10 protein-coding genes and 1 tRNA gene are annotated in these 16,765 nt (G+C 41.5%); 8 read left to right on the top strand and 3 right to left on the bottom strand.

Annotated features, from left to right (window positions below; genetic code table 11):
- The first annotated feature begins 5 nt into the window (after positions 1-5).
- Together IL356_RS01160 and IL356_RS01155 are read left to right on the top strand one after the other, a co-directional pair.
- Positions 6-1,235, top strand: a complete 1,230-nt coding sequence (locus IL356_RS01160; RefSeq protein ID WP_121847614.1) for a metallophosphoesterase — start codon at positions 6-8, stop codon at positions 1,233-1,235.
- Between the two features lie 92 nt (positions 1,236-1,327).
- Positions 1,328-1,624: a thioredoxin family protein gene (locus IL356_RS01155; protein WP_121847615.1), complete on the top strand. Its 297-nt coding sequence runs from the start codon at positions 1,328-1,330 to the stop codon at positions 1,622-1,624.
- Between the two features lie 124 nt (positions 1,625-1,748).
- On the opposite strand, the gene IL356_RS01150 is transcribed toward IL356_RS01155, so the two are convergent.
- Positions 1,749-5,126, bottom strand: a complete 3,378-nt coding sequence (locus tag IL356_RS01150; protein ID WP_121847616.1) for a protein O-mannosyl-transferase family — start codon at positions 5,124-5,126, stop codon at positions 1,749-1,751.
- Positions 5,127-5,428: 302 nt separating this feature from the next.
- Here IL356_RS01150 and IL356_RS01145 point away from each other — a divergent pair.
- Positions 5,429-5,500, top strand: a tRNA-Gln gene (locus IL356_RS01145).
- A gap of 51 nt (positions 5,501-5,551) precedes the next feature.
- Here the strand turns inward: IL356_RS01145 and IL356_RS01140 are convergent.
- The gene (locus tag IL356_RS01140; RefSeq protein ID WP_121847617.1) at positions 5,552-6,889 is read right to left on the bottom strand and encodes a cation:proton antiporter domain-containing protein; all 1,338 of its coding nucleotides are present in this window, start codon (positions 6,887-6,889) and stop codon (positions 5,552-5,554) included.
- Positions 6,890-7,075: 186 nt separating this feature from the next.
- On the opposite strand from IL356_RS01140, the gene rimP reads away from it, so the two are divergent.
- Genes rimP through infB form a run of 3 tightly spaced genes read left to right on the top strand, consistent with a single transcriptional unit; the run spans position 7,076 to position 11,535 of the window.
- Entirely contained in the window at positions 7,076-7,537 is a 462-nt protein-coding gene (gene rimP, locus IL356_RS01135; protein ID WP_121847618.1) for a ribosome assembly cofactor RimP, read from the top strand.
- 13 nt (positions 7,538-7,550) lie between these two features.
- Positions 7,551-8,783 carry a transcription termination factor NusA gene (gene nusA / locus IL356_RS01130; RefSeq protein WP_121847619.1) on the top strand — a complete coding sequence of 411 codons (1,233 nt, stop codon included), beginning with the start codon at positions 7,551-7,553 and terminating at the stop codon, positions 8,781-8,783.
- A 43-nt stretch (positions 8,784-8,826) separates the two neighbouring features.
- Positions 8,827-11,535: a translation initiation factor IF-2 gene (gene infB / locus IL356_RS01125; protein WP_121847620.1), complete on the top strand. Its 2,709-nt coding sequence runs from the start codon at positions 8,827-8,829 to the stop codon at positions 11,533-11,535.
- Between the two features lie 45 nt (positions 11,536-11,580).
- On the opposite strand, the gene IL356_RS01120 is transcribed toward infB, so the two are convergent.
- The gene (locus tag IL356_RS01120; RefSeq protein ID WP_121847621.1) at positions 11,581-11,952 is read right to left on the bottom strand and encodes an SPOR domain-containing protein; all 372 of its coding nucleotides are present in this window, start codon (positions 11,950-11,952) and stop codon (positions 11,581-11,583) included.
- Between the two features lie 234 nt (positions 11,953-12,186).
- Here IL356_RS01120 and IL356_RS01115 point away from each other — a divergent pair, with 234 nt between their 5' ends.
- Both IL356_RS01115 and IL356_RS01110 read left to right on the top strand, forming a co-directional pair.
- Entirely contained in the window at positions 12,187-13,563 is a 1,377-nt protein-coding gene (locus tag IL356_RS01115) for a cytochrome c3 family protein (RefSeq protein WP_121847622.1), read from the top strand.
- Positions 13,564-13,599: 36 nt separating this feature from the next.
- Positions 13,600-16,752, top strand: a complete 3,153-nt coding sequence (locus IL356_RS01110) for a TAT-variant-translocated molybdopterin oxidoreductase (protein WP_121847623.1) — start codon at positions 13,600-13,602, stop codon at positions 16,750-16,752.
- The last annotated feature ends 13 nt before the right edge of the window (positions 16,753-16,765 follow it).

Genomic DNA, 16,765 nt, shown 5'->3' with positions numbered 1-16,765 from the left:
TTCTTATGCTACGTTGGATTCTATTCGTCATTTTTTACTTGGCCTTAGGGGCCTATACTCTTCAGGCGCTTAAAACTGCAACCCGTTACCCCTGGGTCTATTACCTTTTCATGGCCATCTCGCTGCTGGTTCTTGGTAATTTTATCTATCAATTTACTTGGGGCGAAACGCAAGGGCGTGTTTTGAGCAGACCTAAAAGTTATGCTTTTGGTCTTTTGCTTACTGTTCTGGCTTTTCAGGCCATAACTATTCTGTTCTTGTTCAGTGAAGATATTTTTAGGTTGATTGCTGGTGGTTATCAAAGATTTTTCGGTGGTTCAAAAACCTTTAGCTTGCCAGAAAGACGTAGGTTTTTAAGTCTTTTAGGTTTAGGATTGGCATCTATACCATTTGGGGCCTTGCTTTACGGAATGTATAAGGGTAAATACAATTTTCAAGTACTCAAATATAATTTGGAATTTGATGATCTGCCGGAAGCTTTTGATGGCTACCAGATTACTCAGATTTCAGATGTTCATAGTGGTAGTTTTGATGATAGAAAGAAAATTGAATATGCCATAAATCTGGTCAATCAGCAAGAGAGCGATGTTATCTTGTTTACTGGTGATATGGTGAACAATAAGAGTGAAGAAATGGTGCCGTGGGCCGAGCTGTTTTCTACCTTAAAAGCTAAAGATGGTAAGTTTTCGGTGTTGGGCAATCACGATTATGGCGATTACATTCAATGGGAAACGGCCGAATTGAAAAGCCAAAACCTTGAGAACCTCAAAAATATGCAACGTGAAATGGGGTTTGATCTGTTGTTGAATGAACATAGATATCTTAAGAAAGGGGTTGATCAAATCGCTTTGGTAGGTGTTGAGAACTGGGGCCGAGGCGGATTTAAGAAAGCGGGTGACCTTAAGAGGGCATCTTCTGAAATCAATAGTGCCGATTTTAAAATATTAATGAGCCATGATCCATCTCATTGGGAAGACGTGGTTCTTAAAGACGACTATCACTATCACTTGACTTTAAGCGGACACACGCACGGTATGCAATTCGGAATCGAGATTCCCGGATGGGTTAAATGGAGCCCCGTTAAGTGGCGTTACAAGTATTGGGCCGGTATTTATAAAGAATTGGGCCAGTTTATTAATGTTAATCGAGGTTTTGGGTTTTTAGGCTACCCGGGGCGGGTAGGTATTTGGCCAGAAATCAGTGTGATAACTTTGAAGCGAAAGCCCTTAACATGATTTTAACGCCATCGCTCAACCATAAAATATTAGGGGGTCAATCAGGTTTAACATTTTTTACTACATTTGGCCTTTAACCCAATGATTTACGTATGTCAAAGTTTGGAGAACTTATAGATTTGAAGGTCCCCGTATTGTTGGATTTTTATGCTGAATGGAATGAGCAATCTACTTCCATGCATGCAGTCTTGCGCGATGTAGCCGCCGCTTTAGGTGATCGTGGCAAGGTGATAAAAATCGACGTTGACAAAAATAAAGAGCTTTCTCAAGCCTTGCGTGTGAAGGGTTTGCCTACCTTGATGATTTACAAAAAAGGAGAGATGGTTTGGAGGCAAAGCGGTGAGCAAGATGCCAACACTCTTATCGGCATACTTAACGAGTATATTTAGCATCTAAATTTTCGCACTTTTCAGCAGCACTACTTTTATGTTAGATTTGGTGCTGGGTATTTTTAAATAAAAAGCGAGGGCCACTTGATCAAGTGGCCCTCGCTTTATGTTGAAATGTGGTCTTCTATTGAACCGGAATCGTATCCAATACTTCTTCTTCAGTTGTAGTGGCGTCGATAACGGTGGTATCGGAAATTGGCATTGAATCTTCCAGATCAGGATTTTCGCCTGGTATCGGAGGTTCTTCCTCCAAAATATTATCCCTGTAAAAATGCTGGAACTTATCTATGTACTCGTTGAAGATAAGTGTTTCTTTTTCTGCGCGTTCACGGTCATTGTTGCTGATCAATATGTCGATGTTTCTTCGATAACCCTCCATGTCGGCAATAATTTCATCTATTTTATCGTACTGCTCTTCTAAGGGTACTTCAGCGTAATACTCGAGACGGTCTTGATAAATGTATTTCAATTTTTCAAAAAGTTCATGGGCCTTATTGGTTTCGCCTACCTTATAATAGCCATCTACAAAAGGCTCGACGAAAGTGTAATACTCAAAGTACTCTACTGGAATATTCTTCATCGCTAGGTCTATTATGTCCTTTGCCTTTTCAATCTTGTTTTCCTCTAACAATTGTTCGACCAAACGGGCCAGATTACTACGATAGGAAAGTCCTTGAATTCTAGTTTGGGGGTCGTGATAGATGTCAGGGCTTCCAGAATTGCCCCAATACCAATTAGTGGCGATGTCATACATTAAATCACTGTCTATCCTTCCCATTTCGTAAGAACTTCTTCTTTCGGTCTTGATGGGAACGAGTTTGTAGGCCATGCCATCTAACTGCAGATAATCTTTCATCCATATAAATTCGGCATCGTCAAAACTACCTCCCGAAAAGTAAATAGGGCGCTTCCAATCATTATTGGCCAAAATGTCAAGCATCATCATGCTTTTCTTGGTGATGGCGCTTCTAGGAAGGTCGATATCTATATAATCAACGATTAGGGCGCTGTCTTTTTCTTTAACAAGGCCACTTTCCAATACGTTCTTTTTATTGACAGGAATACGTAGTTTGTTGGTGGGGTAATAGACAATATTTTGAGCACTTTCTGAATAAGCGTCCATATCAATATTCTCTTGTCTCTCTAAAATATACTTTAGTTTGGTCTTCGGCTCATCGCTGTCTACCCACTTAATAAAATCTTGAATCGACCATCTGCTCTCTGATATTTGCTTATTAAAGAGAGGGTCAACAGTTTGAAAATAAAGTACGTCACGCGAGCCCCAGCGATATTTATCGTGGGCTATTTGTGAAGGTATAGCTTCGCTCTCATAGGCTTTTCGTTTCATCTGGTCGATGTACCAATCTGTTTCAAAAAGGCTGGTGCAGACGATGCGAACGTCGGTTCTGTACCCTTCAATTTCTTGGGCATACCATAGGGGAAAAGTATCATTGTCACCAATTGTAAACAATATGGCGCCAGCATCTTCTTGACAAGAATCTAGGTAGGCCTTGGCCGAAGCGTTCGCTGTAAAACGGTTCGAGCGGTCATGGTCGTCCCAATTCTGGAATGCCATAACCGTTGGCACAGCCAAAAAGCATACCACTGTCAGGGCTGGGGCCAAAATCTTTGGCGTCAGATACTTTTTAAACTCTTCGAACAAGCCATATACGCCAAGTCCGATCCAAATAGCGAAAATATAAAATGAACCTACGAGCGAGTAATCCCGCTCCCTTGGCTGAAAAATGTACGGATTGGTGTAGAACTGAATCGCCAAGCCTGTAAAAAGGAAGAATATAAGCAACACCCAAAATTGTTTCGGGTTTTTGGCGATTTGAAACAGGATACCTACGATTCCTAAAATTAACGGTAATAGAAAATAAGTATTTCTGGCTTTGTCGTTTTCAATCTCGTCAGGTAGGTTATTCTGGCTTCCTAAACGCATACTGTCAATGAAGCCAATGCCACTGATCCACTCGCCGTTGCCGTTGTACCGGCCTTGAACATCATTATTTTTTCCGGAAAAATTCCACATAAAATAACGCCAATACATATAACCGAATTGAAATTGGGCCATGTACTTGATGTTCTGCCAAAGCGAAGGAGGCTCGACCTCTAGATAATCGCCAAAGCGTCTTAGAAAACTTATATATTGTTCTGCATCGATTTCTCCATTGGCAAAACCGTCTTTTACTTGTTTTACAGCCCTACGAAGCTCTTCGTTCGATTGCTTCATCTTAAAATCCAACGGCCCGAAGTAGCGCATGTAGTTTTCTGCATGCTGTCCGCTCCACATTCTGGGTAGTAGACCTACATGTTTAGGGTCGTCTCCGGGTACGGCACCTTTGTAGTAGTTAACGATTACGTATTTGCCCAGTTTTTCATCTTTCTCATACTTGGGCGCTTCATCTTTATCCTCTCCGGCATTTCCGAAAGTACTTGAATAAAAGGCCCCGTAAATAGGGCTGTCAACTCCTGGGTATTGTTCCCGATTGTAATAGGCTAGAAGGGCACGGGCGTCTTCAGGATTGTTCTCATTGATGACCACTCTTGCATTCGCCCGGATGGGTAGCATGAGCCAGGTTGAGAACCCTAGAAAAACGAACATCATGCAAAGTACAATGGTATTGGCTGTGCGATAATCGTTTTTTCTTGTAAATGAAAGGCCGAAATAAAAGGCGGCGACGAAAACCAAGCCCATAATGATAGAACCTGAATTAAAAGGTAGGCCTATGCTATTGATAAAGAAAACCTCACTCCAACCAAACAACATTAAAACATAGGTGAGTGAAAATTTATAAACCAACATGAGTACGGCAATTACCGCAATATTGGCCAAAAGAAAATTTTTGACCGTTGTGGTTTTATACGTCTTGAAATAATAGAGTAGACCTATAGAAGGTATAGCCAAAAAGCCCATAAATTGAACCCCAAAGGTAAGGCCGATTACAAAACTGATCAGTATCAACCATCTGTTACCTCTTGGGTCGTCAAGGCTATCCGTCCATTTTAGCCCTAGCCATAGCTGAAGTGCCATGATAAGGCTGGCCATGGCGTAAACCTCTGTTTCAACGGCGTTGAACCAGAAACTATCTGAAAATGTGAATGCGAGAGAACCGATTAGACCACTGCCCAAAACTGCTATAGCTTTGCTGTTGGTCATAATCTCGTCTTTTTTGAACACCAATTTCTGGGCGAGATTGGTAATGGTCCAAAACATGAACAGAATGGTAAACGCGCTCGACACACCTGACACATAGTTGACCATTCTTGCCACTTGATCCGGCTCAAAGGCGAACATGGCAAAGAAAGCACCGATCATTTGTTGAAGTGGTGCTCCCGGTGGGTGACCGACTTGTAACTTGGCGGATGTGGCGATGTACTCACCTGCATCCCAAAAACTATTGGTGGGCTCTACCGTAATTGCGTATGTAATAAGGGCAATAAAAAAGACGGCCCACCCCAAAAGGGTGTCCCATTTGTTGAAGTTTTTTGCAAACATTTACTAAGTGGTTTAACCAATGCGGCGAATTTACTAATTTATATAGATATGCAACCTCCATTTTCATAAAGGTTTAACAGCGTTTTACAGAGGGTCAAGCATTGAAATTCATGATTCTAAATAGTCTTGACGGTTCGTTGTATGTTTTCAAAAGAAAAAATGAAAGCGCAAATTTCAAGTTTCAAAGCTTTTGAAAAATCAGGATTTCAATTATTCTGATCTAAAATGTTTGTGCAGATCAAACTTTGTTTTAAATTTGCACGCTCTAATACGGAACTGGTTTTCGTTTTTAGAAAAGGTACTGGCCTATGGTGTAATTGGCAACACTACTGGTTTTGGTCCAGTCATTCTAGGTTCGAGTCCTAGTAGGCCAACAAAAGGTTCTAAGGTTAATAGCTTTAGAACCTTTTTTATTCCCTCAGATTTTATAGGTCTCTTTCGTTCGGTTCTGATTTTTCTTCCAAATGGTTAGTGTCGTCTAGAGGGGTATTGTCTTCGGCTTCAACTTCGCTATCTATTTGATTTCTTTCGTCATATTCTTGGTCAATTTCATCTAGAAGAGTAGCCATCGGCTTTTTGTCTCGAATCATAGCCCAAGTCATTATAAGGCTAGTGGCAATTATAACGAAAAGTAATATTCCGGATTCAAAACCGGGAACCTCTGCCTCTGCCGGAATGGCGTAGAAAAGCAAAATGGTAATTAATCCTCTGGGGGCGATAAAAACTTGAGGTAGAATATCCTTCCCAACAAAAATTTTCAATATCAAAAACCTGATAACGTAGATTGAAATGATAATCAGAATGCTCACCATGGCAACGTTCAAGCTCAATAGCGATGAAAGCACTATCGTAATGCCGAATATTACAAAGAAAAAAGTACGTACGACAAAGGCGGTTTCAAGTGTTATGATGTGTAATTCATGAAAAATGCGGTGCATTTTTTCTTCCTCAAGAAAAACTGATGTTCTTCCAGGGAAAAACAGTTTAACATTGGCTATCACCAAGCCGAATATGAGTATAATGATTAAAGAAGATAGGTGCAGTTTCTTGCCAATGGCATAGAGCAAGAGTAGAACGGCTATCAATAGAAATTGTTTGGCCTGGCTCTTGATTTTTTGAAAGATAAGAACGAGAGCATAACTGGCTATTATAGCGATGACAATAGTTAAAACGATATTCAGGGCGAAACCGGTGGCGCCTGATTGGTTTTCAGGATCGAGGGCGCCCGTTAGAAAATAGAACATCATGATGCCCATGATGTCTGAAAAGGTGCTTTCGTAAATATGAAATTCTTTTTTTATTTCTTTTAGACCTTTTACACTAGGAATGATAATTGCACTTGATAATATTGATAAGGGTGTTGCATAAAGCCAAGCATTTTGCATGCTCATGCCCTCAATAAACTGGGTCATGATAAAAGCCGCTACCCAGGCCGAACTAACAAGGCCGATTAGGGCGATAGCCATTGATTTAAGAATAGGGGGGAGTTTTTCAGGTTTCAGTTCCAGTTCCAAGGCGGCTTCAAGAACAATCATTATTAAACCGATAGTTCCTATGATTTCTAAGGTTCCACGAAGGCTCTTCTCAAAATCGACTTCTTGCCCAAGTACATATTTGAGCCCGAATTGCAGAAGAATTCCCAATACGATTAACATGAGCACTGATGGTATGTTCGTTTTTTTTGAAATACCATTGAACCAAAAAGAAATGATTACGATTGCCGAGGCTCCAATGATGAGATTATAAGAAGTGAATATTTCCATGATTTGCAGTTAGGTATGCAAAAATTATAGGCAAAGGCACGCCTTTTTGGTTAACTCTGTCATTTAAAACGAGATAAGTCTGCATGCTATTGCGAGAACCAAAAAAATTGTATATTTGCGCCACTGAAAGGATATAAAAGTATTCATGAGGGGACAATAGAGTCCTCTTTTTTATTTCTAAATGTTATGTTGAAGGATAGGGTCGCGTCACTTTTAGAGGAAGCTTTGGAAGCGGATAAATCATTATTTTTAATCGATTTTTCTGTAGCTCTCGATAACTCTATAAAAGTGGTTATAGATGGAGACCAGGGGGTGAGTTTGAAAGATTGCATGAAGATAAGTAGGGCTATCGAGCATAACCTGGATCGTGAAGAAGAAGATTTTTCGCTGGAGGTTACCTCTGCAGGGGCTGCTTCACCGATGGTTTTGCCCAGGCAGTATGCCAAAAATGTTGGCAGAAAGCTTAAGGTAGTGACCGAAACGAATACTTTCGAAGGTAATTTGACCGCAACTACTGAGAACGGAATTGTTCTTGAGTGGAAAGCGAGGGAACCCAAACCCGTTGGAAAAGGGAAGATAACGGTTCAGAAAAAAGAAGAAATTGATTTTTCTGATATAAAAGAAGCAAAAGTCATAATAACATTTTAATGTCAACAGAGTAATGGAAAATATTGCGTTAATTGAGTCTTTTTCAGAGTTTAAAGATGATAAGTTCATAGACAGGGTAACGCTTATGGCTATTCTTGAAGACGTTTTTAGAAGCGCTCTCAAGAAAAAATTTGGGTCTGACGATAATTTCGATATCATTATCAACCCTGATAAAGGAGATTTGGAGATTTGGAGGAACCGAGTGGTCGTTGAAGATGGTGAAGTTGAAGAACCGAACGAAGAGATTTCTCTGACCGACGCTCGCAAAATCGAACCTGATTTTGAGGTAGGTGAAGATGTGTCTGAAGAGGTTAAGTTGATTGATTTGGGGAGAAGGGCCATTTTGGCGTTGCGCCAAAACCTGATTTCTAAAATTCACGAGCACGATAACACCACTATCTACAAGCAGTTTAAAGACTTGGAGGGTGAAATTTATACCGCCGAGGTTCATCATATCAGACACAAGGCCATTATTTTGTTAGATGATGAGGGTAATGAGATCATACTTCCTAAAGACCGTCAAATACCGTCCGATTTCTTCAGAAAGGGAGATAATGTTAGAGGTATTATAGAAAGCGTAGAGCTGAAAGGAAGCAAGCCGACCATCATTATGTCGAGAAGCTCCCCTAAGTTTTTGGAGCAATTATTTTTTCAAGAGATACCAGAAGTTTACGATGGTTTGATTACCATCAAAAAAGCGGTGCGTATACCCGGTGAAAAGGCGAAGGTCGCTGTTGATTCTTACGATGATCGTATTGATCCAGTAGGTGCTTGTGTAGGTATGAAAGGTTCTCGAATTCATGGCATCGTTCGTGAGTTGGGTAATGAGAATATCGATGTAATCAACTGGACCGCCAACCCTCAGCTTATGGTGACCAGGGCTTTGAGTCCGGCAAGGGTTTCATCTGTAAAATTAGATGACGAGAAAATGACCGCTCAGGTTTATTTAAGACCGGAAGAGGTGTCGAAAGCTATTGGTCGTGGTGGGCACAACATACGTTTAGCTGGTCAGTTGACTGGTTATGAGATAGATGTGTTCCGTGAAGGTGTCGAAGAAGATGTTGAATTGACCGAATTCGCAGATGAAATTGATGGTTGGATTATTGAAGAATTCAGTAAAATTGGTCTTGATACGGCCAGAAGTATATTAGAGCAAGATGTTGATGATCTTGTAAAACGTACAGATTTAGAGGAGGAAACAATTTTGGAAGTTGTACGTATACTCAAAGAAGAATTGGAAGATTAGCTATATATTAGCAGCAGTTTAAAAGAATTAGGAGAAGATATTTATGGCAGACGTTGCAAAAATAAGACTCAATAAAGTCCTCAAGGAGTTTAATATTTCTTTGGATAGGGCGGTAGATTTTTTGGCCTCTAAGGGTCATGAGATCGAAGCGCGGCCTACGACAAAGATTTCCGATGAGGTCTATGAGGTGCTTCAAGGAGAATTTCAAACCGACAAGAGCAAAAAAGTTGCTTCTAAAAAGGTCGGCGAGGAAAAGCGTGAGGAGAAAGAAGCTTTACGTCTGCAATTGGAGCAAGAACAAGAAGAAAAACGGTTGGCGCGAGAAAAACGTGCTGCAGCCGAAAAACCCCTTGTGGGCAAGGTAGAGCTCACTGGTCCTAAGACTGTTGGTAAAATTGATTTGAATCCTAAGAAAAAGGAGGAGAAGAAAGAAGAGCCTAAAAAAGAGGAGAAGCCTGTAGAGCCGGTGAAAGAAAAAGAGCCGGTGCAAGAGGCTAAACCGAAAGAGCCGGAAGTTAAGAAAGAACCGAAAAAAGAGCCTGAGCCCGAGGTTAAGCCAGAGCCAAAAGAAGGTGATGACGTACTGGCGACAAAATATAAAAAACTTACAGGTCCTAAAATTACCGATAAAATAGATTTATCGAAATTCGATAAGCCCAAGAAAAAGAAGGAAGACAACAAGTCTTCCGATGGTAATGATAGAAAGAAGCGCAGAAAGCGTATTGTAAGCAAGCCTGGGTCGGGTAATACCGGCGGAGGACCTAGAGATAGGAACAACAACAGAGGCGGCGGCCCAAGAAAAGGTGGCGGAAATAGATTCAACGCACCCAAAGTTGAGCCTAGCGAGGAAGATGTACAAAAGCAAATTCGAGAGACCCTTGAAAAACTTCAGGGTAAATCGAAGAAAGGAAAAGGGGCGAAGTATAGAAGAGATAAAAGAGATCAGCACCGTCAGCAAACTGAGCGTAATCTTGAGCAACAAGAGCTGGAAAGCAAGGTGTTGAAGGTAACCGAGTTTGTCACGGTGGGCGAAGTCGCTACTATGATGGATGTTACTACAACAGATATTATCTCGGCCTGTATGTCGCTAGGTATCATGGTTACCATGAACCAACGTCTCGATGCTGAAACGTTATCTATTGTGGCCGATGAATTTGGTTATGAGGTAGAGTTTGTTACTGCTGAACTTGAAGAATCTATTGAGGTTCAAGCAGATGCTCCGGAAGATTTGAAATCTAGAGCGCCTATCGTAACGGTAATGGGGCATGTTGACCACGGTAAAACATCGCTTCTTGATTATGTAAGGGAAGCCAATGTAATCGCCGGCGAAAGTGGTGGTATTACCCAGCATATTGGTGCCTATGGTGTAACACTGGATGACGGACAGAAAATTACCTTCTTGGATACTCCTGGTCACGAGGCGTTTACCGCTATGCGTGCGAGAGGTGCACAGGTAACCGATATTGCCGTAATCGTTATTGCTGCTGATGATGATATCATGCCGCAGACGAAAGAGGCTATTAGCCACGCACAAGCTGCTGGCGTTCCTATCGTATTTGCGATAAACAAGGTAGATAAACCCACTGCAAATCCTGATAAGATTAAAGAAGGATTGGCCCAGATGAACTTATTGGTAGAAGATTGGGGAGGTAAAATTCAATCTCACGACATTTCCGCTAAAACAGGGCAAGGGGTAAAAGAACTTTTGGAAAAAGTACTTTTAGAAGCTGAGCTTCTAGAGTTGAAAGCGAACCCTGATAAGGGCGCCAATGGTACTGTTGTAGAAGCATTCTTGGATAAAGGTCGCGGTTACGTTTCGACAATTTTGGTTGAAGGTGGTACCCTGCAGATTGGAGATTATGTTTTGGCCGGTACGCACAGTGGTAAGGTCAAGGCTATGCACGATGAACGTGGCAAATCTGTTAAGAAGGCCGGTCCTGCAACTCCAGTATCAATTTTAGGTTTAGACGGTGCTCCTCAGGCGGGTGATAAGTTTCATGTTTTAGAAGATGAGCGCGAGGCCAAGCAAATAGCGGCCAAAAGGTCTCAGCTTCAACGTGAGCAGTCCGTTAGAACACAACGTCACATTACTCTTGATGAGATTGGAAGACGAATTGCACTGGGTGATTTCAAAGAGCTTAATATTATTTTGAAAGGTGATGTGGATGGTTCTGTAGAGGCATTGACCGATTCGTTCCAGAAACTTTCTACCGAAGAGATACAGGTAAATATCATACATAAAGGTGTTGGTGCCATTACTGAATCAGATGTTCTTTTGGCGTCTGCTTCCGATGCGATTATTATCGGATTTAATGTACGACCTATGGGTAATGCCCGTGATGTTGCCGATAAAGAGGAAATCGATATCAGAATGTACTCCATTATCTATGATGCGATCAATGACTTGAAAGATGCGATGGAAGGTATGCTTTCCCCAGAAATCAAGGAAGAGATTACAGGTACTGCCGAAATCAGGGAAACCTTCAAGATTTCTAAAGTCGGTACCATTGCAGGTTGTATGGTAACCAATGGTAAGATTTTGAGAAATGCCGGTATACGTTTGATACGTGATGGCGTGGTGGTCTTTACCGGTGAATTGGCTTCGTTGAAGCGATTTAAAGACGACGTTAAAGAAGTTTCAAAAGGGTACGATTGTGGTCTTCAGGTGAAGAATTATAATGATATCAAAGAAGGTGATATAGTAGAGGCCTTCCAAGAAGTAGCTGTCAAGAAAAAGTTGAAAATCAAATAAGGTTTTCTTTGCTAAAGTCAGTTATAAGAATAAAAAAAATCGACCTTAACGGGTCGATTTTTTTGGTTGTAGCAACATCGCATCGGGATATTTTTGCCGCACTTCGGCAAACTTTCTTTCCGCTGTCAGCTTGTCTTTAAACCGACCTATTCTAACTCTATAGGTAGGTGAATCAAATTCAATTTTTGACGCAAGGTCAGGAAAATCTTCGTCGACCTTGGTTTGAATGTCTTGCGCCTTCGCGTAAGATCCAAAACCGACCTGAATTCTATAATAGTCGGTACTTTCGTTAGAGGTTTTATAAATATCTAACAGTTCTGTTATTTTTTCGTCTTGGGCAATGCTGATATTTCCTTGTTGGGAGTAGCCGATAGCAACCGAAAAAATGGTGAGAAAAGATATAAAAGTTGTTTTCATCGAAGGGAAATTATTGGGTCTTACGGTTTTATACAAAAGTAGATTTTTATAGAACAAACAAAGGCTGTCCGCGATTATTTAGAATAATTATAAATTATCAATTATCAATCCTTTAACATTTTCAAAATAAAGTCTATGTCGTATTTTTGCCATCAATTTTAGCACCGATAAAACAAAGCACATTTAAGTACATCCGAAATTATCGTGCCAAGATTTGATAGAAATAAAATCCATATGAAAAAGGTTCCGTACCGCCATCCAATTTCTAAGATTCTAGGTGTAACTGTATTATTTTTCCTACTACTTTCTACTTCTATCTTTGCTCAAGAAGATGCTTCTGCCGAGGCTGATTCTGGTTCTGGGCAAACCGAAGCTGCGGCCGAAACGGATGGTGATCCGGCGGCCGGTAAGGCTCTGTTCAATCAGAATTGTGCCGCTTGTCATGCCTTGAACCGCAAAATGACAGGTCCTGCTCTTGCGAATGTAGAGTCTAGATTGGCCGAGGATGAAGGGTTGGATAGAGAATGGCTTTACAGATGGATCAAGAATAGCCCTGGCATGATATCATCAGGTGATGCTTATGCCAACAAGGTTTATAATGAATTCAATCAGGCGGCCATGACCGCTTTCCCAACGCTTTCCAATGCTGATATTGATAATATATTGGCTTATACCGCTGCGCCTCCTTCGACGCCAAAGCCTGACGAAGCTTCGGCTACTGGTGGTGGTCAGTCAGCTGGTGGTGGAAGTGGTTCTGGAGTTTCCAACGAACTTATTTTGGGCGCTTTGGTTTTGGTTTTTGGCCTGTTGGTGGTAATGTTGATATTGGTCAATAGAACTTTGCGTCGCATCGCTGAAGCCAATGGGGTTGTGTTGGAAAAAGAAGTTGGTGAGAAACGTAAGCCGTTATGGAAGGCGTTTGTTGACAATCAGTTCTTAGTGCTTGTTTCGGTGATATTTTTATTGTTGGGCAGTGCTTACTTCGCTTACGGTTGGATGATGCAGGTTGGTGTTGATCAAGGTTATGAGCCGATTCAGCCTATTCACTATTCACACCGAATTCACGCTGGTGATAACAAAATAGAATGTAAATACTGTCACTCTTCCGCTAGGGTTTCCAAAACTTCAGGAATTCCCTCGTTGAATGTTTGTATGAACTGTCATAAATCTATATACCAGGTATCCGATGAAACATTGGCCGAAGGTAAACAAGAGTATGGTGTAGATTACAACCAGGAGATTAAAAAGCTTTATGCTGCTGTTGGTTGGGATGATCAGAATCAAAAATATACAGGTGATACGAAGCCAGTTGAGTGGGTGAGAATTCACAATCTGCCAGACTTCGCTTACTTCAACCACTCGCAGCACGTTAGCGTTGCCGGTATTCAGTGTCAAGAGTGTCACGGGCCTGTTGAAGAAATGGAAATTATGTCTCAATATTCGCCTTTGACCATGGGTTGGTGTATTAACTGCCACCGCGAAACAAATGTGAAAGTTGAGGGTAACGAATACTATGAAAAGATTCATGAAGAGCTTTCCAAGAAATATGGGGTTGAGCAATTGACCGCTGCGCAAATGGGCGGTCTTGAGTGTGGAAAGTGTCACTATTAATCGAATAAGAAAGAGTAGCTAATTACATAGAAACGTATGGCATCAAACAAAATATATTGGAAAAACGAGGCGGAGTTAAATCCTAACGATTCCATTGTTGAGACGCTAAAACAAAACGAATTTGTTGAAAGTATTCCTGTTGATGATTTCTTAGGAGATAAGGAAAATCTTTCTTCAACCAATACTAATAGAAGAGACTTTCTTAAGTATGTTGGCTTTAGTACAGCTGCCGCTTCTTTGGCTGCCTGTCAAGGGCCGGTTCATAAGTCGATACCTTATGTGGTTCAGCCGGAGAATATCGTTCCCGGTGTGGCCAATTATTATGCTACGTCTATAGCGAATGGTTTCGATTTTGCCAGTATTTTGATAAAAACCCGAGAGGGTAGGCCTATCAAGGTTGAAAATAATAAAGATGCCAAAGTAGGCGGAGGCGCGAATGCTAGAGTTCAGGCCTCTGTTCTTTCTCTATATGATAGTACAAGACTTCAAGGTCCGTTGGCTAACGGTGAGCCTGTAGATTGGAGTGCTTTGGATGCTGCGGTTAAGGCTAAATTAGGTTCTCTAAGCGGTTCAGGGCAGCAAATCGCTCTTTTGACCCAGACCTATGCGAGTCCTTCGACCGAAAGATTGATAGCGGAATTCAAGGCCAGATATGGTAATGTGAATCATGTGGTTTACGATGCTATTGCCGATGATGCCGCTTTGGAGGCTTTTAGTGCAAAATATGGCGAGCGAGCGCTTGCTGATTACGATTTTGAAAAAGCATCGTTGATAGTTTCTTTTGGTGCTGATTTTCTAGGAGATTGGCAAGGTGGTGGATTTGATTCCGGTTATGCGAAAGGAAGAATCCCTAAAGAAGGAAAGATGTCTCGTCACGTGCAGTTTGAGGCGAACATGACTCTTTCTGGAGCCAATGCGGATAAGCGTATTCCTTTAACGCCAATGCAGCAAAAGATTGCCCTTGCGAAATTATATGCCAAACTTAATGGAACAAGTGCGGGTGGCGAGCTTTCTGAAAATGTGGAAAAAGCGATAGATAGCGTTGCTTCGCAAATACGTAGTAATGGTGGTGATGCCGTTGTGGTAACTGGTTTAGATGATGTAAATGCACAATCAGTTGTTCTTGCGATTAACGAAATGTTAGGTAGTAAGGCATTCGATTCGTCTGCACCACGATATGTGAGACAGGGTAGTTCAAAAGCTGTGTCTCAATTGGTGGCTGATATGAATGCCGGTAAGGTGGGTGTTTTGTTGATGGACGGTGTTAACCCGATGTACACGCTACCAAATGCTGCTGAATTTAAGGCAGGCGTTGAAAAAGTGGGTCTTTCCGTTGCTTTCTCTAATAACTGGAACGAGACTACTGAGATAACACAATATGCCGGCGCATCTAACCACTTCTTGGAATCTTGGGGTGATCTTCAGATAAAGAAGGGTCATTATAGCTTGATGCAGCCTACTATCAGAGAACTTTTTGATACAAGACAATTTCAGTCTGCCATGTTAAAATGGTTGGGCTCCGACAAGAATTACTATGATTATGTAAAGGAAACCTGGACTGCAGGTATACTTAGTGGTTCTGACTGGAACAAGGCGCTGCACGATGGTGTCTTTGTTGGAGGTGCTGTCAATATGATAAATGCGGACCCTGTAGATGCTACCGATTCTGCTGAAGATAAAGAAGCTCCAGTTGCTGCCGATACGCCAAGCGTATCTTCTAGCGCAGTTTCTATTTCGTCTGCCATCAGTAGTTTGGCAGGTGCAACCAGCGGTGGAGGTATGGAGCTGACCTTGTATCCTAAAACAGGTATGGGTGCAGGCCAACAGGCCAGTAACCCTTGGTTGCAAGAATTTCCTGATCCAATCACTAGGGTTTCATGGGATAATTATGTAACTGTGTCCAAGGCTGATGCCGAAAGACTAGGTTTGGAGAATTACCATGTGGCCAATGGCGGTCTTGATGGTAGCTACGCTAACATTACTGTTAATGGCGTTACTGTGAACAATGTTCCTGTAATCATTCAGCCAGGTCAGGCTATCGGTTCTATCGGTCTTTCATTCGGATACGGTAAGAAAGTCGGTATGAAGTCTGAAATGCAGACAGGTGTTAATGCGTATCCTTTATACCAAGATTTTAGTTCTACACAATCCGCTACCATTGAAAAGGCATCTGGTACACATGAATTTGCTTGTGTTCAGTTGCATAAAACCTTAATGGGAAGGGGTGATATTATAAAAGAAACAACACTTGAGATTTTTAACACGAAAGACCATGCCGAGTGGAACCACGTGCCTCAAGTTTCGTTGAACCACCAAGAAGTTCCTGCGACTTCTGTTGATTTATGGGATAGTTTTGATCGTACCGTAGGTCACCATTTTAATATGTCTATCGACCTTAACGCTTGTACCGGTTGTGGTGCTTGTGTGATAGCATGTCATGCAGAAAACAACGTTCCTGTTGTTGGTAAGGAAGAAGTAAGAAAGAGTCGAGATATGCACTGGTTGCGTATCGATAGATATTATTCATCAGAAGATACTTTTGAGGCTGACAACGTCAAGAAAGATGAATTTGATGGTCTTAGTGGTGATAACGGTTCGTTAGGTGGTTTTGGAGAGTTGGAAGACCCTGCGGCTAACCCTCAGGTGGCTTTTCAACCTGTAATGTGCCAGCATTGTAACCATGCGCCATGCGAAACTGTATGTCCTGTTGCTGCAACATCTCACAGCCGTCAAGGTCAAAACCATATGGCTTATAACCGTTGTGTGGGTACGCGTTATTGTGCGAACAACTGTCCGTATAAAGTACGTCGCTTCAACTGGTTCCTTTACAATAATAACGACGAGTTTGATTTCCATATGAATAACGATTTGGGTAAAATGGTATTGAACCCAGATGTAAATGTTCGTTCTCGTGGTGTTATTGAGAAATGTTCACTTTGTATTCAGATGACTCAAAAGACGATTCTTGATGCCAAGAGAGAAGGTAGGCCAGTTAAAGATGGTGAGTTCCAAACAGCGTGTTCAGCAGCTTGTAGTAGCGGAGCGATTATATTTGGTGATGTCAACGATAAAGAAAGTGAAGTTTCTAAGTTGGCTGAGAGCGATCGTATGTACCACTTATTGGAGCATGTAGGAACTAAGCCAAATGTATTCTATCACGTAAAAGTTAGAAACACCAACGAAGCATAACCTGTATTTAAGT

This window comes from Euzebyella marina (assembly GCF_014855515.1).
GTDB lineage: Bacteria > Bacteroidota > Bacteroidia > Flavobacteriales > Flavobacteriaceae > Euzebyella > Euzebyella marina.
Note: the sequence above shows the minus strand (reverse complement) of the source record. Positions and strands in the feature narration are given on the sequence as shown.

Excerpts from the sequence above, each read along its gene's own strand:
- IL356_RS01160 (WP_121847614.1), top strand. The coding sequence starts at position 6 with ATGCTACGTTGGATTCTATTCGTCATTTTTTACTTGGCCTTAGGGGCC.
- IL356_RS01155 (WP_121847615.1), top strand. The coding sequence starts at position 1,328 with ATGTCAAAGTTTGGAGAACTTATAGATTTGAAGGTCCCCGTATTGTTG.
- IL356_RS01150 (WP_121847616.1), bottom strand. The coding sequence starts at position 5,126 with ATGTTTGCAAAAAACTTCAACAAATGGGACACCCTTTTGGGGTGGGCC.
- IL356_RS01140 (WP_121847617.1), bottom strand. The coding sequence starts at position 6,889 with ATGGAAATATTCACTTCTTATAATCTCATCATTGGAGCCTCGGCAATC.
- rimP (WP_121847618.1), top strand. The coding sequence starts at position 7,076 with ATGTTGAAGGATAGGGTCGCGTCACTTTTAGAGGAAGCTTTGGAAGCG.
- nusA (WP_121847619.1), top strand. The coding sequence starts at position 7,551 with ATGGAAAATATTGCGTTAATTGAGTCTTTTTCAGAGTTTAAAGATGAT.
- infB (WP_121847620.1), top strand. The coding sequence starts at position 8,827 with ATGGCAGACGTTGCAAAAATAAGACTCAATAAAGTCCTCAAGGAGTTT.
- IL356_RS01120 (WP_121847621.1), bottom strand. The coding sequence starts at position 11,952 with ATGAAAACAACTTTTATATCTTTTCTCACCATTTTTTCGGTTGCTATC.
- IL356_RS01115 (WP_121847622.1), top strand. The coding sequence starts at position 12,187 with ATGAAAAAGGTTCCGTACCGCCATCCAATTTCTAAGATTCTAGGTGTA.
- IL356_RS01110 (WP_121847623.1), top strand. The coding sequence starts at position 13,600 with ATGGCATCAAACAAAATATATTGGAAAAACGAGGCGGAGTTAAATCCT.